12 protein-coding genes are annotated in these 20,456 nt (G+C 68.9%); 4 read left to right on the top strand and 8 right to left on the bottom strand.

Annotated elements, in window-relative coordinates:
• Positions 1 to 20 precede the first annotated feature (20 nt).
• Both ACYVII_RS04170 and ACYVII_RS04165 read left to right on the top strand, forming a co-directional pair.
• Positions 21 to 938: a hypothetical protein gene (locus tag ACYVII_RS04170; RefSeq protein ID WP_460531429.1), complete on the top strand. Its 918-nt coding sequence runs from the start codon at positions 21 to 23 to the stop codon at positions 936 to 938.
• Positions 939 to 1,002: 64 nt separating this feature from the next.
• Positions 1,003 to 1,785 carry a lysophospholipid acyltransferase family protein gene (locus tag ACYVII_RS04165; RefSeq protein ID WP_460531426.1) on the top strand — a complete coding sequence of 261 codons (783 nt, stop codon included), beginning with the start codon at positions 1,003 to 1,005 and terminating at the stop codon, positions 1,783 to 1,785.
• Here ACYVII_RS04165 and ACYVII_RS04160 read toward each other — a convergent pair.
• Entirely contained in the window at positions 1,752 to 2,261 is a 510-nt protein-coding gene (locus tag ACYVII_RS04160) for an OsmC family protein (protein ID WP_460531423.1), read from the bottom strand. The two genes, ACYVII_RS04165 and ACYVII_RS04160, sit on opposite strands and share 34 nt — an antisense overlap.
• A gap of 203 nt (positions 2,262 to 2,464) precedes the next feature.
• Here ACYVII_RS04160 and ACYVII_RS04155 point away from each other — a divergent pair, with 203 nt between their 5' ends.
• Both ACYVII_RS04155 and ald read left to right on the top strand, forming a co-directional pair.
• Entirely contained in the window at positions 2,465 to 3,484 is a 1,020-nt protein-coding gene (locus ACYVII_RS04155) for an asparaginase (RefSeq protein ID WP_460531420.1), read from the top strand.
• Between the two features lie 122 nt (positions 3,485 to 3,606).
• Positions 3,607 to 4,722: an alanine dehydrogenase gene (gene ald / locus ACYVII_RS04150; protein ID WP_460531418.1), complete on the top strand. Its 1,116-nt coding sequence runs from the start codon at positions 3,607 to 3,609 to the stop codon at positions 4,720 to 4,722.
• Positions 4,723 to 4,740: 18 nt separating this feature from the next.
• Here ald and ACYVII_RS04145 read toward each other — a convergent pair whose 3' ends face one another.
• The 7 genes from ACYVII_RS04145 to ACYVII_RS04115 form a co-directional block, all read right to left on the bottom strand.
• Positions 4,741 to 7,734, bottom strand: coding sequence for a type VII secretion protein EccC (locus ACYVII_RS04145; RefSeq protein ID WP_460531415.1), 2,994 nt, complete (start codon positions 7,732 to 7,734; stop codon positions 4,741 to 4,743).
• A 128-nt stretch (positions 7,735 to 7,862) separates the two neighbouring features.
• The gene (locus tag ACYVII_RS04140; RefSeq protein WP_460531412.1) at positions 7,863 to 8,477 is read right to left on the bottom strand and encodes a zinc-ribbon domain-containing protein; all 615 of its coding nucleotides are present in this window, start codon (positions 8,475 to 8,477) and stop codon (positions 7,863 to 7,865) included.
• Between the two features lie 51 nt (positions 8,478 to 8,528).
• Complete coding sequence (locus tag ACYVII_RS04135; protein WP_460531409.1) at positions 8,529 to 10,859, bottom strand: transglutaminase TgpA family protein; 2,331 nt, start codon at positions 10,857 to 10,859, stop codon at positions 8,529 to 8,531.
• Positions 10,856 to 12,199, bottom strand: coding sequence for a DUF58 domain-containing protein (locus tag ACYVII_RS04130; protein WP_460531406.1), 1,344 nt, complete (start codon positions 12,197 to 12,199; stop codon positions 10,856 to 10,858). Before ACYVII_RS04130 ends, ACYVII_RS04135 begins: the two co-directional genes overlap by 4 nt.
• Complete coding sequence (locus ACYVII_RS04125; RefSeq protein WP_460531862.1) at positions 12,196 to 13,203, bottom strand: AAA family ATPase; 1,008 nt, start codon at positions 13,201 to 13,203, stop codon at positions 12,196 to 12,198. The genes ACYVII_RS04130 and ACYVII_RS04125 overlap by 4 nt, the downstream gene beginning before the upstream one ends.
• 29 nt (positions 13,204 to 13,232) lie before the next feature.
• The gene (locus ACYVII_RS04120) at positions 13,233 to 19,046 is read right to left on the bottom strand and encodes an Ig-like domain-containing protein (RefSeq protein ID WP_460531404.1); all 5,814 of its coding nucleotides are present in this window, start codon (positions 19,044 to 19,046) and stop codon (positions 13,233 to 13,235) included.
• Positions 19,043 to 20,440, bottom strand: a complete 1,398-nt coding sequence (locus ACYVII_RS04115; RefSeq protein ID WP_460531401.1) for a serine/threonine-protein kinase — start codon at positions 20,438 to 20,440, stop codon at positions 19,043 to 19,045. The genes ACYVII_RS04120 and ACYVII_RS04115 overlap by 4 nt, the downstream gene beginning before the upstream one ends.
• Between the last annotated feature and the right edge of the window lie 16 nt (positions 20,441 to 20,456).

Genomic DNA, 20,456 nt, shown 5'->3' with positions numbered 1-20,456 from the left:
ACACGGCCTAGGGTGAGTGGATGCCCGTACGCCGCCGCGAGTCCGAGCGAGCGGGCGCATGGGTGCTGGACGCCGCCCCTGCCGATATCGCCATCGTCGCGGCCTCCGCGGTCGCCGTCATAGTGCTGCTCGTGCTCGTCGCCGTTGTGCCGAGACCGGCGGACAGACCGGCATCGGACGCCGTGTTCCGTCCCGGATACATCATCAGCGACGCCGCCTTCTACAACGGCGACAGCATGACGCAGTCGCAGGTGCAGCGTTTTCTCGAGGACCGGGCATGCGTCCCCGTCGACGGCTCGCCGTGCCTGGCCGACTACCGGCAGGCCACCCCCGACGAGCCCACGGAGTACGCGCACTGCGCGCCATACCGAGGTGCGGCATCCGAGCGCGCCAGCGCCATCATCGTGAAGGTGGCGCAGGCGTGCCGCATCAGCCCGAAGGTGCTGCTCGTGCTGCTGCAGAAGGAGCAGTCCCTGCTCACGCGCCCGAGCGCATCCGGCTATCAACGGGCCACCGGTTACGCCTGCCCCGACAGCTCTGCCTGCGACTCCCAGTACTTCGGATTCTTCAACCAGGTGTACAACGCTGCCTGGCAGTTCCGGGAGTACACGGTCGGCGGCGCCTCGTGGCGGTACCACGTCGGCAAGGTCCCGATCCAGTACCACCCGAACCCTGCGTGCGGGGCGAGCGTGGTGGACATCCGCGATCAGGCGACCGCGAACCTGTACAACTACACGCCGTACCAGCCCTCGGCCCAGACGGTGAGGCATCCCGATGTCGTCAGCCAATGCTCCACGTTCGGCAACCTCAACTTCTGGCGGCTCTACAAGCAGTGGTTCGGCACGCCCCTCGCACAGCTCGTGCCGTCCTGGTATCCCGCCTGCCTGAACCTCGTGGGCGGCACGCGCTGCTTCCCGGATCCGCGCACCGGGCTGTGAGAGCGGCCGAAAACTCCATCGCGGCATTCCGCATCGGTTATACGCCGAGACGTAATGTCGATCCATGACCACACTGCCGCGGCCGGGGTCCATTCCGAGTGCAACCGCAACAGGTGTGCGTGTCTTCTCCCGCCCAGCGGATTCGACGGCCGGTTCACGCCGCCCGCGAGCCGGCGCCGTGTACGTCTTCGGCCGGTTCGTGATCGGTCCGCTCGCCCGGTTGCTGTACCGCCCCCGCGTGATCGGCAGGCGCAATGTGCCGAAGACCGGCGCAGTCATCCTCGCCAGCAATCACCTGTCGTTCATCGACAGCGTCGTCATCCCCGTCGTCGCGCCCCGGCGCATCCAGTTCCTCGCGAAGTCGCACTACTTCGAAGGTCGCGGCGTGCGGGGCTGGGTGAGCCGCACGTTCTTCACCGCGATCGGCGCTGTCGGAGTGCGTCGCGGAGCGGGACGAGACGCACAGGACGCCCTAGAGATCAGCAAGGGCATATTGGAGTCAGGGAACGCCTTCGCTCTGTACCCCGAAGGCACCCGCTCTCGCGACGGCCGCCTGTACCGCGGACGCACGGGCGTCGCGTGGCTGGCGCTGACGACGGGCGCTCCCGTCGTGCCGGTTGGGCTGATCGGAACCGAGCGCCTGCAGCCCGTCGGTTCGAAAGTGCCGGCGTTCGCGAAGGTCACCGTCGCGTTCGGTGCGCCGATCGACGTGTCGACGTTCGGCCCGGCATCCAGCGGAAAGGCCAGGCGGCAGGCGACGGATGCCATCATGGCCGAGATCCGGCGCCTCAGCGGTCAGACCGAGGCCGGTGTCTACAACGAGGCACCCGCGGAGGAACCCGCCTGATCAGAGCCGGCGGATGTGGTGGTCGGCTCGTGGCCGACCGGGAAGTTCACGGATGCCGCGATGAAGCAGAGCCTCGACGCCTCGGCATGAAGGCCCTGCGCGAGATCGACCTGCTCGGCGTCGGCGACGGTCACCGACGGTCGCAGGGTCACGGAGGTGAAGTGTCCTGCGCCGTCCGAAGTGGTCGTCATGGTTCCGGTCGGTGAGTCGGTGTACGCGGTCACCACGACACCGTTCCGCTGGGCGACGTGCAGATAGCTGAGCATGTGGCATTGCGCGAGGGCGGCGACCAGAAGCTCTTCCGGATTCCACCGCTCCGCGTCGCCGAAGAACGTGCGATCGCTGGAGCCCTCGATCGGCGGGTTACCCTCGGCTCGCACTATGTGGTCACGTCCGTAGTCGCGGTATCCACTCGTGCCGCTGCCGCGATTGCCGGTCCACTCCAGGCTGAGCGCGTAGTGGTGGTCGACGTTCATCTGCTGTCCTTACTCGTGCTCGAACTGCCGCGCGACCCTGTCGGCGGAAACCTTCGGCACTACTCTGCCGCATCGGCATCGCGCATGGTCGTACTCGTATCCGCTCCCTTCGCACACTCCGCCGTGCAGGCGGCGAGGATCGCACGGATCGACCGCCGCACCGCAAACATCCGTCGCAGCCGCCTCGTTAGACTCTGATCACCATGAGCGATTCGTTGCGTGCCTCGCGTGTGCAGCCAGGCACCTTCGAAGCGTCGGCGGCCGTGGAACTCGCCGTCGCCGACCGCAACGGATTCGTGGAGAACCGTCATGTCGGCTCGGCCGTCGTGCTCTCCCCCGACGGCGAGCGGCTGATCGCGCTCGGCTCCCCCGACTCCCACATCCTTCCGCGCTCCACGCTGAAGCCGTTCCAGGCTGTGGCATCCATCGGCGCCGGCGCTCGCCTCGACGGCGTACAGACCGCGCTGGCCACGGCGAGCCACGCCGGAACGGCGGAGCATCTCGGGGTCGTGCGCGGCATCCTCGCGGGGGCAGGCCTCGATGAGACGGAACTGCACTGCCCGCCCGCGCTTCCGGCCGACCGCGCCTCGCGCGACGACGTGCTGCGCGGTGGCGGAGGTCCTTCTCCGATCTACATGGAATGCTCGGGCAAGCACGCCGGCATGCTCGCCGCGTGTGCGGCCAGCGGCTGGACCACAGCGGATTACACAGACCCGCGGCATCCGTTGCAGCAGCACGTGAGAGACGTCGTCGAGCGACTCACCGGTGAGAAGGTCGCGCACACCGCCGTCGACGGATGCGGCGCGCCGGTCTTCGCCGTCACGCTCATCGGGCTCGCCCGCGGGATTCAGCGCCTGGCGACCGCGTCGGAGCAGTCGCCGTTCGCGTTGTTCCGCAACGCCGCGTGGGTGCACAGAAGCGCTCGCGAACACCCGTGGGCGATCTCCGGGCACGGCAGGCCCGACACAGTGCTGATGGAGACGCTCGGCTGCTACGCCAAGGCCGGGGCGGACGGCGTGATGACGATGGCAGCGGCGGATGGCACGACCGTGGCGGTCAAGGTGCTCGACGGCAGCGTTCCGGCTGCCCGCGTGGCGGCCGTCGGCCTTCTGGTAAAGGCCGGGGCGATCGACGCATCGGCGGCGAGCGCGGCTCTCGACGATGCGGACACCACGGTTCTCGGGGGCGGCGCCCCGGTCGGGCGGCTGCGTCCGGTGGTCTGAATCGTACGGACGGCCTGCTGGCGAACGGCTTCGGCACGCGACGAGCGAGCGTAAAGACTTCGTGGTCAAGGGAGACCGCGAGCGGACCGAAAAGGTCCGTGAGGCGAAAGACAAGGAAGACGATGAGAATCTCCATTCCGCGCGAGATCAAGAACAACGAGTACCGGGTGGCCATCACTCCGGCCGGGGTGCACGACCTCGTCGCGAACGGACACGAGGTGCACGTGGAGTCCGGCGCCGGCGACGGCTCGTCCATCCCCGACTCGGCGTACTCCGATGCTGGCGCCATCATGGAGCCGGATGCCGCCAGCACGTGGGCGAGCGCCGACCTGCTGCTGAAGGTGAAGGAGCCGATCGAGAGCGAGTTCGGGTACTTCCGTGAGGGGCTCGTGCTGTTCGCATACCTTCACCTGGCGGCCGAGCCAGAGCTCACGCAGGCGCTGATGGATTCGGGCGTGATCGCGATCGCGTACGAGACGGTGCAGCGGCCCGACCGTTCGCTTCCTCTGCTGGCCCCGATGAGCGAGGTCGCCGGAAGGCTGGCACCCATCGTGGGCGCGAACGCGCTGCTGAAGCCGCACGGTGGCTCTGGCCTGCTCGTTCCCGGAGTGCCCGGCACGTACCCCGCCAAGGTCGTCGTCATCGGCGGCGGCGTTGCGGGCTCGAACGCGGCATCCGTCGCGGTGGGCCTCGGCGCGGATGTGACCGTGCTGGACACGAACGTCGGCCGGTTGCGCGAACTTGACGCGCACTACGCGGGGCGCCTCAAGACGATCGCCTCCACCGCGTTCGAGGTGGCGCGGGCGGTGCTTGACGCGGACCTCGTCGTCGGCTCCGTGCTGGTACCCGGTGCGAAGGCGCCGAAGCTCGTGCGCAATGACATGGTGGCCAGGATGCACCCGGGCAGTGTGCTCGTGGACATAGCGGTCGACCAGGGCGGCTGCTTCGAGGACTCGCACCCGACCACTCACGACGCGCCGACATTCCGGGTGCACGACACCGTGTTCTACTGCGTCGCCAACATGCCGGGAGCAGTGCCGCACACGTCGACTCACGCACTCACCAACGCGACGCTGCCCTATCTGCGGGCCATCGCGGGCAACGGCTGGCAGGCGGCCCTGAAGGCAGACCACGCCCTTGCGCTCGGACTGAACGTGGCGGCCGGCGCGGTCACGAACGCTGGCGTCGCCGAGGCGAACGGCGTCGGCGCGACTCCTCTGACGGAGGTGCTCGGCTGAGAGCAGCGCGAGCGCACCTCATGACGGCATCCTCGCCCTGGTGAAGCCCATCTCCGGGCCGCAGACCAGCAGGTGGCCGGGCAGCGCGGCCGGCGGCAGTACGCGGGTGTGCAAGACCGCCCGCACCTGAGCGAGGGTGCAGCCGTCGAAAACGATGGATGCTCTCGGTCGCAGCCGGCCGAGCAGTGCCCACCCGGACTGCCAGGCATCCGGGTCGCCGACGATGGCTGTCGGGCGCGTGCCCTCGGTCACGGTGAGATCACCAGGGAAGCTACCCGGCACGTCGGGTTCGGGGAGCGCGGCGTCTCTCGCGCGAGAAGCCCCGACCGGATCGGTGAGGTCGATGATGTCGAGTCCGGGGACCGCCTGCCCCAACCCGCGTGCCACCGCGCCGGGTGCACGCGCCACCACCACCGTGATCGACCCGGCGGGAAACTCGAGCACCGGCGGAGCCGCCTGTGCTGTCTCGCCTACTGCGTCGTCGTAGCCGTGCTCATCCACCAGCGCGACCTGGATCGCTTTGTCACGCCAGACACCTCGGCCTGGCGGGACCGAGGGATCGAAGAGCTCGGCAGGCGCGCCGGCGAGCACGTGCTCCTGCCTGTCGGCCTGCCGGAGCAGCAGTCGCTCCCCGAACCGGCCGTGCACGCTGCGCAGCCCGCTCGGGAGTACTGCAGCGGTGCACACCACGCCGATTCCGGCGCGCGGCCCGTCGATCAGAAGTGAGCGGATACGCTCTGTCGCGACGTCCCGGTACTCGTCGTCGAACCGCTCGAGCAGGGCATCCAGGTCATCGATCAGCACCAGACACGTGCCGGCTGGCCGTGGTGTGTCCCGGGTTCCGGCGTGCAGAAGCGACTCGGCGCGTTCGAGCTCATCCCACGCTCCCTCGATGTGCTGCGGGACCGCGATGACCTGACCCGGCCACTGCGCGCGAATGGCATGCAGTACCGCGGACTTCCCGGATCCGCGGACCCCGAGCACGAGCAGGTGCGCGTTCTCGGGCCGGTAGACGATGCCTTCCTGGAGTTGCCGGTCGGGGTCGTCGCTCGCCCCGATCACGACGGAGCCTGGTGGCGGTGTCCCGAACGCCCTGAGCGGGATGCACGGTGGCAGCGCCGGCAACCAGGGCGCGCGCGGCTTGACCGATGCGGAGTGCGTCCGAGCCACGGCATCCACGTCGGCGGGTTCCGTCGTTGCCGCTTGCGCGGTGAGGAGTTCGCCGTCGCGGGAGACCACGAGGCGGCCCGGCTGTCCGTGCGGGAGGCGGGCGGCCGCATCCGTGCCGAGCAGGGCCGTGCTGTCGGCGTCGGAGGCGAGCCGTAACGAGACGCGCAGCGCGCAATTGGCGATCAGGGCGTCGCTCAGTACACCGGTCGCCCTCTGGGTGCCGAGGATGAGATGCACCCCGAGAGCCCTGCCGCGCGCTGCGAGGTCGGCGAAGAGCTGGCCGAGTTCCGGGAACGCCGCAAACATCGCCGCGGCCTCGTCGACGACGATGACGAGGCGGGACAGTTCCGCGCACGCGTCGGCGATGTCGGACACCCCGAGCCGCGACAGTTCGGCCTCCCTTCTGCGCAGTTCGGCACGCAGGCTCTTCAACGCCCTCGCCGCCTCGCCGTGCGCAAGGTCGGTGACGACGCCGACGGTGTGCGGCAGCGCCGCCAGCCGCTGGAACGCCGTGCCGCCTTTGAAGTCGACCAGGAGGAACCCCACCCGTTCGGGCGGCGCAAGTGCCGCCATCGCCAGCACCCAGGTGATCAGCAGCTCGCTCTTGCCGCTTCCCGTGGTTCCGGTGACGATGGCGTGCGGACCGGATGCCACCAGGTCGAGCACGAGTGGGCCAGACGGCGAGATCCCCACCACCGCGGGCAGATTCGTGAACTGCGCGCCGGCTCGGTCGGCGCCGGCGAGGTCGCCGAAATGAACTTCACCGGGCAGCGGCGTGCCGAGATCGACGCCGCGAGTGCGAGCTGTGAGCGCGAGCTCTCGCCCGAACGCCGCCGCTTCCTGAGCCGTGACCAGTTCGCCGCGCAGGCTCCCCGCCGTATCCGGTGGCGACAGGATGGTGATGGTGCCATCCGCCTCGACGGCGGCGACCACTCGGCATCCAGCGGGTAGCTCGTCCACGCGTTCGGCGACCGCGAGCACGGCGATCGACGGGGCGTTCGGCCCCGCCGGCGTGACACGACGTGCCGAGCCTCCCGGCGACACCGGCCCAGCCGCTCGGCTCCGTGCCGTACCTCCGCGCACGATCGCCTGCGCGTCGTCTTCGGCTCCGTCGTCGACGACGCGCAGCCGCAACGGTTCCTCGCGCGGTTCAACGCCGTGCGGATAGTCGTCCAGCCAGTCGTAGGCCTCTCCCGGCGGTGCCGTCACCGCGAGCACGCCGGGAGGATGCGCGTGCGCGAGCTGGACGACGAGTCCGCGCAACACCGCTCGCGCGACGGTTGGTATGCCGATCAGGCCGATTCCGTCTGCGGGGTCAGCGACGACCGGCGCCCCTTCGATGACCCGCGCTTCGGCGAGCAACTCGCGATCCTCGCGGCAACTCGTCGTGCCGGAGACCGGAACGGTACTCGGCAGCGCACCGCTGCCGAGTCGAACCGGCGCGAATCGCTCGCCGGCCTCGCTCCAACGCCGCGGCCGATGCGCGGGGTCGGTGAGCAGCGCGGCTGCAGTGGGATGCCGGGCCTGCAGAGCAGCTCTCTCCCTGTCGTGCGCAGCCTCGACCTCGGTGACGAACCGGTCGACCTCGGCGGCATAGGCGCGGTCATCCGCTCGGCGTCGTCTTCGCGCCGAGAGCCGGCCGTCGATGGTGCTCGCCACCGCGATCACGGGGCTGAGCGCAGCGAACGCGAGCATGTACGGCGACCGCACGATCGCGAAGAGCACGGCGGCGCCGACGAGCGGGGCGAGCACCGCAAGAAGCGGGAACGGCGCTTTCGGAGGAGCCGCGGGACGACGGGGCAACGTGAGCGGTTCGCCGATAGTCGGATCGGGGACTGGCATGCAACCAGTGCAGTCGATCGGACGGCCTCAGGAACGCCGCAGACGGGCATCGGTGCACGGATGCGTCGCCGCACTCCCTGGGGACGGACGGAGCGACCAGCGAGTCAGCGGGAGTTCGGCAACGGGGCTTAGCGCACGTCGAACCAGTGGTCGCCGATCTCCACGCGTCCACCCCGGGGAACCCGGTAGCGACGGCCGGGCTCGCAGCGATGCGGACCGCCCGCAGGCGGGATGATGACGGTGCCATTGGCGGAGTACCGGTCGCAGATCCAGAGGTCGCCGTTCTCCACGCCGAACTCCAGATGCGTCTTCGACACCGAACGCTCGTGGTCGGCGATCGACACGAGCTGGTCGAACCGCTCCCCGGGCTGCGCGAACGGGCGGCGCCCCAGCAGGCCGGCGCCCACGACCACCACGCGCTCTCCGGTCGAGAACGAGAGCACGTAGGGCACGGGCGGGATCGGCCTGGTCGGGATGTCCGACTCGGGAGCCGACGGGGTCTCCTGACCCAGCGGCAGTCCACTGGTCGCGGGGAACGGTGAAGCTGTCGCACGATCGGCGGTCTCTGCGGATGTCGCCGAGCGCATCGACGCCCGGTATTGCGGCGGAAGGATGGTGGTGTCGCCCGGCCTAGGATCGGCCATGCGGTCGCGCGGAACGACCACCGCGCCCACCGCTCTCCCGCAGTTGCCGCAGAACATCGCGCCCTCCGGCAACACAGCACCGCATGATGCACAGTTCACCGCGACCTCCTCACCGGCGCATTCTCGCCCACCTGCCCAACCGGGGCATCCTCAGCGCGGCATCCTCGCGCGACCCACGCCTTTTCCGCGAGTATTTCCACGGTAGCCGCCCAGTGAGCGAAGTGAGATCCGGGCGCGCAGCCTGCCCCATCTCGTGGTTCGTCCGTCGAGGTCGCGGCGCAGTTCGTCGACCGCTCTCCATACCTGATCCGCGTCGTCGTCCGTCGGTTCGGCGCGACCGAACGCCGAGCGGTCGGCGACAGCCGCGAGCAGTGCGGGTCGCTGACCGCCCACGGCCTGCGCGACCTCGGTGCGCGTCGCGGAGCCGGGCGCCTGGTAGCCGTGGTCGGCCGCGGTGTCGGCGAACTCCCGCCACGCGCCGGAGATGCGTCCGCGCGGGAGCACGCGTGATGACCGCCGCATCCGGTTGCGGCGCCACTTCGCGGCGATCACCGCGAGGAAGGGAGACGCGATCAGAGCGGCGATCAGAGCGATCCACCCGAGCACGCTGAGAACCGCGAGCAGGATGCTCAGCCACCCGGGCATCCGATTGTCGTGCTCCTGTGCGACGTGCGACTGCGGCGGCGGGCTCTGCTCACGGGCGACGTTGTCCTTCGGCGGCTCCACGATGGACTGCGGACGCGAGATCTGCTTAGGCTCGTCGGGCTTCTTCTGCGGAATCGGCCGCACCTGCGGGTTCGGGTCGACATCCACCCAGCCGTCCTGCGCGGTCTGCACCTGAATCCAGGCGGTCACGTCCGCACCCGTGATCGTCACGCTGTCGCCGTTGGCCTTCTGCGGCACCGAGAACCCGAGGACGACCCGGGCCGGGAACCCGATTCGCCTCGCCATCAGCGCCGCCGTGACGGCATACTGCTCCTGGTCGCCCACCATCGGCCGGGCGGTGAGCAATGCGTCGATACGGTCCGCACCGTGGCCAGAGAGACTCTTCACCTCGTCGCCGATGCCGTGACTGATATATCCGTTGTCGGCAAGCTGCTTCAGGGCCTCCGCCAGTTTCGCGCCCGGCCCGACCGCGTCGCCCTCGTATCGGTGCAGGGTGTCGTCGAGCCGGCCGGGCACGACGTCGAGCGTGGGCAGCACCGCATCGCCCGGACGTGCCTTGGCCAGTTGCGAAAGCGTCTTCGTTGGCGTGACGTCCGCCGTGATGCGGTACGAATCGCCGCTGGTCAGCTTCGAGACCTCTGCCATGGTCGCCGTCGTGGCGTTGTAGTAGAAGCCGTCGCGAAGGGCATCGGGCGTGTTCCCGCCGAACGAGATGCTCCGCAGATCGCCGAAAGTGGGCAGCCAGGGTCCGGCGAGGCCGTCGATGGTGACCTCGACCGTCCTGCTCGACTGCTTCGCGTGAGCGGATGTCGCGGGTAGGGTCAGCGTGTCGGGAACCCTCGCGAACGCGCCCGAGTCCCCAGGCTGCGTGCCGACCGCATAGACGATGCCGTCGTAGGTATCCATGGTGGCGATGCGCAGCCGATGCAAGTCGCCGATGCCATCGACCGTGAACAGCGCGTCACCGGCCTCGCCGGGCTCCAGGTAGGAGCGGAAACCGGACAGCGGACTCGGATAGTCGCGCGGGTCGAACGGCGGCGTCGTCGCGGAGCGGGCCACGGTGCGTGCCGCAACGGGCGGAATTCCGGACGAGACACCGGCGGCCGCCATGAGGGCGAGGACCACGGCGAGCACCGCGATGCCGACGGACCGGGCAGCGGCGAGCGAACGCTCGCTGCGGCGCACACCATCGGCGTGCTCGCTGGCCAGCGAGACCAGGCGGGAGACTCGGCGGCGGCGGCGCATCCAGATCAGCCAGCCGACGCTCAGCGCGGCCACGCCGACGGTGAGCGGAAGCGGGGTGGCGGCCGTATCGGACCCGAGCACGATGGCCAGGGTGAACACGACGAGCGGCGGGACGAGCGCGAGCTCGGGCATCCGGGAGCGGAACGCGACAGTGACCGACACCACTGCGCCGGCGAATGCGAGAACGTAGGCGGGCACGAGCAGCGTGAGGTAGGAACCGACCGGAACCGTTATCGTCACGAGCTGCTTCCAGCTCAATGCCACGGCCGTGATGAGGTCGAGGAGCCCTTGCGGGGTGGGAATCACACGCCAGAGTGTTTCGCCGGGCACGGCGAGCGGCACACCCAGCGCGAGGAACGCGGCCAGTGCCGTGAGGGCTGTCACCATGGTGGTCCAACGCAGGAGCGCACCGCAGGTGGCCACCGCGGTTCCCGCGACGATCGCGCCGATGGCCATCACCACGAAGTCCGTGTTCTGATACACCGGCCAGAACGCGGCGACGCACGCGCCCATCAGCACGAGCAGATAGGCGGTGCCGATGGCGCGTTGGATCAGATCCCTTCGCGTCATGCCGCCCTCGATCTCGCCAAGCTCGAGCGCAGGTCGTCGAGGTAGCCGATGGTGAGGATGCTGAGCTCGCCCACTCTGCGCAGGCCCGGTGACTCCTCGGGTAGGCACCGAACGGCGACGACCTCGGTGCCCGCACGGAACATGGTTGCTGCGTGCCTCAACTGGGCCGTCGTGACGGCGGATCCGCAGACCAGGAACGCGATGGAGGCATCCGGTGCGGTGTCGGCGGCCACGCGTGCGACATCGGTGATGCGCAGTGCGGACGTGAGACGTTCGATGCGGCAGAGAGCATCAAGAAGACGCGTCGGGGTCACGCTGTCGAGCTTGCGCACGTCGTACACCGGTGTCTTCGCGAAGTCCGGCGTGCGCTCGCTCACCACGAACGATACGGAGCGGTCGTCGCGCACGGCGCGAACGCCCAGTGAAGCGGCAGCGCTCACTGCCAGCTCGAACTCCTCGTCGGTAGCGAAGTCGCTCTCCGCCAACGACAGCGCCAGAAGCAGGTTGCTGCGCCTGGTCTGCTCGTATTGGCGCACCATGAAGTCGCCGGTCTTCGCCGTGCTCCGCCAGTGGATGTGCCGGCGCTCGTCGCCCCGGGTGTATTCACGCAGGGCATGGAACGACATGTCGCTCGTCGTGAGGTCGCGCGTGGAGTTGCCCTCGAGGTCGCGCACCAATCCGGTGCTCATGCTCGGGATCGCGACGGTGCGCGGATGCACGAACAGCTCGGTGGTCTGCTGCCAGTCCGTCTCACGGCGCAGCAAGCCGACCGGGTCGGCGCGTACCGAGCGCACGGGTCCGATGGTCACCACACCGCGTCGAGGTGTCGGCACCAGGAACACGTCACGGAACTCCGCGTCCGGTCGAAGTCCTGGCACGGCGAACTCGGCGACACCCTCCCCCACGGGAACCTCGATGCGGGCGGCCAGTAGACCGCGCCTGGTCGGGTTCGAGACCACCACGTCGACGGGGGCCGGCGTGCCCACAACCACTCGCGGCGTCGGCAGCTGCAGCTCGGCACGGTAGGCGACCGAGCCGAGCAGGTACAGCACGGCGATGAGGAACAGCGCGACGCCGATCCACGCGAACAGTACGGCCTCCGACCATCCGGCCACGTAGCCGGCGATGAGCGCAGCGATCGTCACGGCGCCCACGCACACCCCCGTGACGGTCGTCACCTCACTGACGCGGCGCCACGCACGCGCGCAGCCGCTCGCGAACGTGCGCCAGAGCCGAACGGCCGTGACGATGGCATCCGCAAGTCTGCCTTCGCGCGCGCCGACGAGCCGGGTTCGCGCGTTGTCGAGCCCGGTGTCGCCGCCGGAGTGGTCGAATGTCACACGGCCGTCCCATCCAGAGGCGGCGGCGTCTCGAGAACGACGCCCGCCACGACGCTCTGCGGCGTGACGCCGTCGAACTCGGCCTCGGTGTCGAGCACGATGCGGTGCGAGAGCACGGGCTCCGCCAGTGTCTTCACATCGTCGGGCAGCACGTAGGAGCGGCCCATCGCGGCCGCGTACGTCTTCGCGGTGCGGATGAGCGCGAGCCCACCGCGCACGCTCACTCCGAGCCGCACCTCCTCGGCATTGCGTGTGCCATCCACGAGCTTCGAGACGTAGTCGTTGATGGCGGGGTCGACGTGAACGGCCCTGGCCAGCTTCGACATGGTGGTCACCATCTCGCCCATCACCACGGTGGGAAGCACGGTGTCGTGCGCCGGGCGGTCGGCCCCTTCGAGGATGCGCACCATCGACGCGTGATCGGGATAGCCGATGGATGTCTTCATGATGAAGCGATCGAGCTGCGCCTCGGGCAGGCGGTACGTTCCGGCCTGCTCCACGGGGTTCTGCGTGGCGATGACCATGAACGGAGGTGCAAGGCGATGCGTGACGCCGTCGACGCTGACCTGGCGCTCCTCCATCACCTCCAAGAGCGCCGACTGGGTCTTCGGGCTTGCCCGGTTGATCTCGTCGGCGAGCACGACGTTCGCGAACACCGGACCTGGGTGGAACTCGAAATCGCCCGCCCGCTGGTCGTACACCCCGACACCGGTGATGTCGCCTGGCAGCAGGTCGGGGGTGAACTGGATGCGACTGCTCGTTCCCGAGATCGTCTCTGCGAGTGCTCGCGCCAGCGACGTTTTGCCCGTGCCCGGCACGTCCTCAAGCAGGAGGTGGCCCTCGCTGAGCAGCGCCGTGACCGCCAGCCGGATGACATGCGTCTTGCCCAGCAGCACTCGTTCGACGTTGGAGACGATGGCGTCGACGGTGCTCTGGAACCAGGCGGCCTGGTCATCGGTGAGCGGGCTGATCGGCTTCGTCGCGGTCGTCGGCGCGTCGGTCATGATGCGGGTGCTCTCCTCGTGCGTGCTCGTCATGGTCTGAACGTGTTGGTGTAGGTCGTGCCGTTCGCGGTGACCGAGGCGGTCAGTACCGGGAATGGATTGGTCGTCTTGCAGCTGTTCCCGGAGATGGTGCCGTCGGTGCAGGTGACCGTGGAACCGGCGGATGGGAGCGGTCCGGCGGTCCAGGTGAACGTACCGCCTGGGCCAGACGCGGCGGCCTGGAAGGTCACGTTCGCCAGCGTCACCGCGACTGTTGGAGTGGTCAGTGCTCCGGTCCAGGTCGTGTACGTCGCACCGTTCGAGTAGGTCACGGTCGCGCCGACGTAAACCGTCATGCCCTGCCCATACACGCTGGTATCGGGTATCCCGATGTGGTCGCCTGGATTCACGGCGGTGGGATTGCTGTGGTCGGCGCTGAACGAGTACGAGTACGAGACCTGTCCGCCGGGATCGACCGTGGCGGATGCCGAGGCCAGCGTCGGCAGATACACGCCGGTCGTCCGCCCGTTGTAATCGGTCGGAGCGGCAGCGCTGAACGAGGCAGACACATTGCTCGGAGCGTTGTGATACACGGCCGATACTGCTGCGCTTCCCGACCCGGCGGAGTTGGTCGCGGAGATCGTGAACTTGATCGTGTCTCCGCCCGTGAACCCGCTGCAACTCGCGGACGTGCTCTGCACGTTGACCGGCTGGCACGTGCCCTCGGTCGGCGTAAGAGTGAGGCCGGTCAGGCCGGCGCCGTTGGGGTCGACGGCCCAGGTGACCGTCGCTGTGCCCTGGCCGTCAAATGCCACGGACGGCGCGCTGACGATCGGCGGTCCTGCCGGGGTGCCGGACGTGGATGCGCTGTTCCACACAGGTTGCTGCCCGTAGAACGAGTTCACGGCGGCAACCGTCACCGGGTAGCTCTGCCCGTTGGTCAGGCCGGAAACGGTGTACGTCGTGGCACTCGCACCTGCCGTGTACGTCGAGGTCCCGACGGTGATCTGGTAGCCGGTGACCGCGCTGGCTCCGTTGCCGGGAGCCGGCGGGGTCCAGCTCAACGTGAGCTTGCCGTCGCCGGGCGTCGCCGTCAGCCCCGTCGGGGCCGCGGGCACGACATTCGACCAGACGAGGTCCGGGTAGGCGACGGCATCCGATGTGCCCATTGCGTTCGTCGCCGTCACCTGCACCTGCACGGAGTTCTGCGGTCCGTTGCCCGGAGTCTGCACGATACACGTGGTGGCGTTGCAGGCCGTCGAGCCGACGACGCTCGCGCCTTGCACGAGTGAGACGGTGTAGCCGGTGATCGGGGAGTTGTTGGCGGCGCCTGGATCCCACGCGACGGTGATCTGCTGGTCGCCGACCCCCACGATGCGCACGTTCGACACCGGATCCGGCTGGTCCTCCACCGAGATGGTGACCGTGCCCCAGGTGTACCTGGCAGGGTCTCCCGTCGCATCCGCGACCTCGTACTGCAGTGTGGTGTCCACCGGTTGCGCGTTCGGAGCGACCGACACGGCCAGCCGTGATTTGTCGGCGCTCGGTGTGACCTGCACTCCCGGCGGCAGTGAGCCGCTGGATGCCCCGCGCACTGCGACCACGGTCAGCGGCGTTGAGGGGAACGGATTGGTCGCCTGATCGTTGGCGAGCACATCGACGCTCGTGGTCGCGCCACGTTTGGCCGTCACCTCGTCGGGCTGCGGAACGGCCAGCGGTCTCGTCGAAGGCACGACCGTGATGTCGATGCGGCCGGCCTTGCCGTCGTTCACGGCGTCGCGCACGCCGACGATAATGCTCAGCTGCGTGCCCTTCGGCGTCTTGTCGGAGACCTGAATGGTCAGTTGCTGGCCCTGCAGCGACGCGGATGCCCCGTCGGGCTTGGGGTCGAGGATGCGGTACTGCAGCTCCGCCTGGTCCTTCGCGTACGGGTATCTGGTGAGCTTGGTGAGGTCGAGCGTCTTCTGCTGCCCCGGCTCGAACTCCACCTGGGCCCCGGTGAATGTGGGCGGCTGGTTGTCGCGTGCCGTCACCGTGATGGGCAGCGCGAGCGTGGCGATGTGGCCCTTCGGGTCGCTTGCCGACGAACCGTCTGTCACCTCGAACGAGATGGATGCCGGGCCGAAGTACCTGGCGGCACTGGTGAACACCAGTGTGTGGTTGTCGCGCACCAGGTTGTCTCCGTTGGAGTGCGTGGCATGCACGTGCGAGGCATCCGTGAGCCTGACGTGTTTGCCACCGGTCGCAACCACATAGTCGTTCAGGTCGATGACGAGCGTCTTCTCGCTCGGCACCGTCAGCTTGGGTGCTCCCGGTTTCAGCTGCGGCAGCGCATCCTCGTAGCCGGGCACCCAGATGAAGCCGTACGAGGCCACCCTTGCGTCGTCCGGATGCGCGACCTTGAACGGGATGATCTGCGACTTCGCCTGGATGCGCACCCGCACGTGATCGCCGGAGGTCACCTGGGCTGAGTCGCCGAAGCCGGGCACGATGGAGAGCTTCAGTCTGGAGACCGGCCCGTCGGCGAAGAACACGTTCGCGAGCGGGTTCACGATGATCTGCGAGCGCCCGAGGATGTCGGAGAGCCCGACCACGGTGTCTTGGACGACCGGATGCGCCAGCGGCGCGTTCTTGCTGACGACGACCGTGAGGAAGTTGGAACTGGATCCGCCAGTGTCGTTCTGCACCGTGTAGATGAAGCCGTACCGGCCTTCCTTCTGCGGGGCGACGATCTTGACGATCTTGCCCGAGATCTTCGCCTTGGCGATGCTGTTCGACGTGCGCTGCACGGAGGCGATGTGCAGGGGGCTGCCGTCGGGATCGGAGTCGTTCGCGAGCACCTGCACCGAGACCGTGCGTCCAGGGCGAACGGTCACCTGGTCCTCCACCGCGACCGGGTTGCGCGCCGCGCCGTCCTGCGGGGCGATGCCGACCCGCACCGTGCCGTCGGCATGCGCACCGAGGGCATCCACGAGTGTGTAGTCGAACGTGTCAGTCCCTGCCGCGTAGTCGCCGGCCTGGTACTCGATCCAGTCGGGCCCGACCTGCGTCACGGCGCCCTTCTGCGGGTTCGTGGACTGTCCGACGAGCTTGACGGAGTCGCCGTCCGGGTCCACACCGTTCAGCGGGATGGGGATGCGCACCGTGTTGCCCGCGAGCACACGCGCGGTGACGGTCTGCGGAATCGGGGGGCGGTTCGACTGCAGGTCGAGCTCGCGCACCGCTATCGTGACCTGCGCCGTCGCCCATTGCCCGTCGGCGTCGTCGACCCGATAGACGGCGGTGTAGTTTCCGGGCTTGTCCGGTGCCAGGTAGCGCAACTCGTTGCCCGACGCGAAGAGGAGCCCGGCGCCCTTCGGGAGCGGTGTCGGCAGCACGGGATCGAGCGTGAGATCGTCTCCGTCGGCCTGCGAGTCGTTGTCGAGCACGGGTATGTCGATGGCGTCGCCCACGCGCACGGTTGCGCTGTCTGGGTTGGCGACCGGTGGCTGCCGCACTGCCGGCCGTGGTATCTCGATGACGCGCACCGTGCCCTGGGCCTGCGCCGTTCCGTTGCTCACCGTGTAGCCGAACGAGACCGGGCCATCGAGCGGACCGGTCAGCGTGATGCGCAGGATGCGCTGCTCCAGCACCTCGACGCGAACGCCCTGCGCGGCAGCCGGTGACTGTGCTGCGGTGATCAGGAGAACCCCGCCTGCCGGATCGAAGTCCGTGGCGAGCACGTCCACCTCCTGAGAGGTCTGCTGCTCGATGAACGCGGTATGCGGAACCGTGACCGGAGTGTCGCCTGCATCCTGCGGCATCGTCACCACGACGCGCACCTCCCCGGTGGCGGTGGTGGAGCCGTCGGTCACGGTGTACTCGACGTAGTGGCTGCCTGCCGAGTCGGACGTGAACCCGAACGTGCCCTCGTCGAAGTTCGGGCTCAGCGTCACGTCCGGCTTCTCCGGCACGGATGCCAGCCGCACGGGTCCCACGCCGCCGCGCACGTGGTCGAGCGGCGAGATGGCGATCTCGCCCCCCGTCACCACCGTCGCGACGAACGGTTCCGCGATGATCGGAACATCCGTCGGCGGCCGTACGGTGACGGTGAGAGTCCCGTGCGCTTCTGACCGCCCGTCCGACATGGTCAGGGCCACGGACTGCAGGCTCCCGCCCTTGCCTGCATCTGTGAACGTGACCGTGCCCTGCGGCGTGAACGTCACCGTGTTCGGAGACGCCGTGGAGGCTGACGTGAGGTAGAACGGGTCGCCGTCCGGGTCGTACCAGTCACCGAGCACCTGAGTGGAGACCCGCCCCCCGGCAGCCACGGTCGCCTTCGTGCTGCGCGCCTGCACGGGCGGTGAGTTCTCGTTCGGCTGCCGCACGGTCACCATGACGTGCGCGTTCGCCTCTCCGCCTCGGCCGTCGCTGATCGTGTAGTCGAAGTCGATCTGACCGTGCGCATCGGCGGGCAGGGTGATCTGCAACTCCTGGTCGTCCGCGGTGCGCTGGATGCGAGCGGTCGCCTGCGGCACCGGTGTGAACGAGTCGATGACGAGCACGTCGCCGTTCGGGTCGTAGTCGTTCAGGAGCACCGGGAGCGGGGTCGTCACACCGGGCCGGGCACCGAACTGGTCGTCGACGGCGACGGGCGGCTCCTGCGTCTTCTCATAGGTCGGCGGTTTGTCTTCGGTGTTCTCCTCGGTCTGCCGTGTCTGGTCGTTCTGCTTGGCGAAGTCCGCCCAGTTGTCGATGACGCCATTGCCGTGCTGAACCGACCACGACGTTCCGTGCACCGTGTCGTTGAGCACAACGGTGCCGTCGTTGACGCGAAAAGCGAGTTCCGCGCCGGGGCGCACCTGGGCGAGGGTGCCGGTGCGTCCCGCTTCGCCGCCGGTGCAGGAGCGCCATGTCTGGCCGGTGTCCCATGCCGCGTACAGGCATCCGTTCACCCACACCGGCGCGGCTGCAGTGCCGAAGTCGCCCTGTAGGGCCCGTCGCACGTCGCCGCTGCCGGGCACCAGGTAGACGCCGGAGTCCGACGCGATCGTGAGGTCGACATCCGCGTCGGATGCCTGCGCCAGCACCCCTTGGTCGCCCACCGCCGCTGGCAGCGTTCTGGCACCGTCGGGCGTGCGCACTACACGTGCCGAGTCGTCGTACAGCGCCCACTTGCCTCCCACGGACGTGAGCTGCACGTCGGCGGCCGACTGATGCTTCGTGAGCGGGCCGATACGCCAGGTCTGGGCGACGCTGTCACCGGTGGCAGCGTCGATCCGGTACACGGTCCCGGCCTGCTGCGAGTACGCGAACAGCGTGCCGTCGGGTGTGAGCGAGGTGATGACCCGGCTTCCGAGGTCGATGGTCGGGGTGGATGCCGATGTGTATGACTGCAGGTCGGTCAGAGGCACCAGCCAGATGCGTCCCGTCGCCAGCGACTGGATGACGGCACGCGAGCCCGCGATGCCGACCTGGGCATCCTTCGGCGGAAGGGCGACGGCCTTTCCTGCCGTGACCGTCGCGGGGTCGACCGAGGAGACGGTGTTGGTGCTGCGGTCGACGAGCAGCACGGCTTTGCCATGTTGCGCCACGTCGACCGACTCGTCACCGGCCGTCACGGCCGAGTTCAACGCGTTCACCTGCGTGTTCGCGCGTCCGAGAAGCTGCTTGGAGGAGTTCGTCACCCACACCGCTGCGTCGCCGAGCACCATGCGCTGCTGCACGAACCCGCCGGAGACGACGGCGATGGTGGCGACGAGGGCGATGACGACGACGCCGACCACTACGGTCAGCGCTGTGGTGCGGCGACGCCCGCTCAGGGCACGGAACCGGTGGCGCAGGAAGGCGGCGGTGCGGTCAAGACCGATGAGCTTGGCGCTCACGAGGGCCCCACCGGGTCGACGCACTTGGCAGCACTCGTCTCGCCCGTGCGGCCCGAACGGTTCACGGTCACGGTGAGGCACACCCGCCGATCGGCGGAGTCGACCGTGAAGGTTGTGCTGCGCTGCAGGCTCGGCGACGCTCCATCGACGCTCACCTGGTATTCGTCACCCGACGCGAGACCAGGATCCTGCCAGCTGAACTCGACCGACCCGCCCGCCACGTGGCCCTCGATGTTGCGTACGACGGGGATGTCGCTGGGCGCCGCGGCCCGCACGAGCACGAATGAGAGCGTGCCGACGAAGGCCGCGCCGAGCACGACGCACGCGACGATCAGCCATCTCGCTCCCACCCCCATGCGCGCCGGGCGACTGGTCGATGTGCCGGTCTGACGTGCCCCGCTGCGCTCGCCCGTGTGCGAATCGCCCTCGCGACGTCGCCTGCGACGTTGCTCCGGCGACACGGATGCCACGCCTTTCATCCGCGTTCGGTCCTCGTCGTCCACGACAGCGGCCGCGACCCATTCGTCGGCGGCGACGTCGGCAGGCGTCGGCGAGAATCCGAGCTCCGCCTCGACGGATTGCAGGTCGCGGATGAACTCGAGAACGCTGTGCTGTCGTGTCTCCGGTCGTTTCGACATCGAACGGCGCAGCACCGCATCAAGCCGTTCGGGAACATCCTCACGCCCGATCGGCTCCGGTTTGGCGCGCTGGATGCGCGAGATCAGCTGAGCCGAGGAGTTATCCGTCCCCGGCACCTCGAACGGCGACCGTCCGGCGATGAGCGAGTACACGGTGGCGCCGAGCGCCCACACCTCACTGGCCACGGTGCCCGTCGTCTCGTCGGTGAGCACCTCGGGAGCGGACCAGGGCACGGAGAGCCCGACGGCATCCGCCAGCTCGGCGTCGCCTATGGTCGCCGCGATGCCGAAGTCGGAGAGCACCGGATGCCCGTATGCCGTGGTGAGGATGTTCGACGGCTTCACATCACGGTGCAGCACTCCGGCGCGGTGCGCCGTCTCGACCGCGCCGGCGATCTTGATGCCGATGGCGAGCGCCTCAGGCACGCTCAGCGGGTCGGCGCGATAGCGCCGGTTGAGCACCGGAGAGCACAGCTCCATCACAAGATAGGGGCGACCGTCGGATGCCACGCTCGCCTGATACACGGTCAGCACGGCCGGGTGCGCGCTCAGCTGGGCCATGAGGTTGGCCTCGGCCTGGAACATGGCACGCACGCTGGGCGTGACCACTTCGGCCAGCAGCACCTTCACGGCGACTTGCCTGCGGGGCATGTTCTGCTCGTAGAGGAAGACGTCGGCGAAGCCGCCGGAGCCAAGCGCGCGAACGTACGAGAACCCCGGCAGGTTGGGCGGGGCGGAGGGCAGCCTTGTGGCCATGCGCGCCTCCCGTCTC

It is taken from the genome of Humibacter ginsengiterrae, assembly GCF_054780115.1.
The sequence above is the reverse complement of the archived record's forward strand: the minus strand, read 5'-3'. Positions and strand labels throughout refer to the sequence as shown.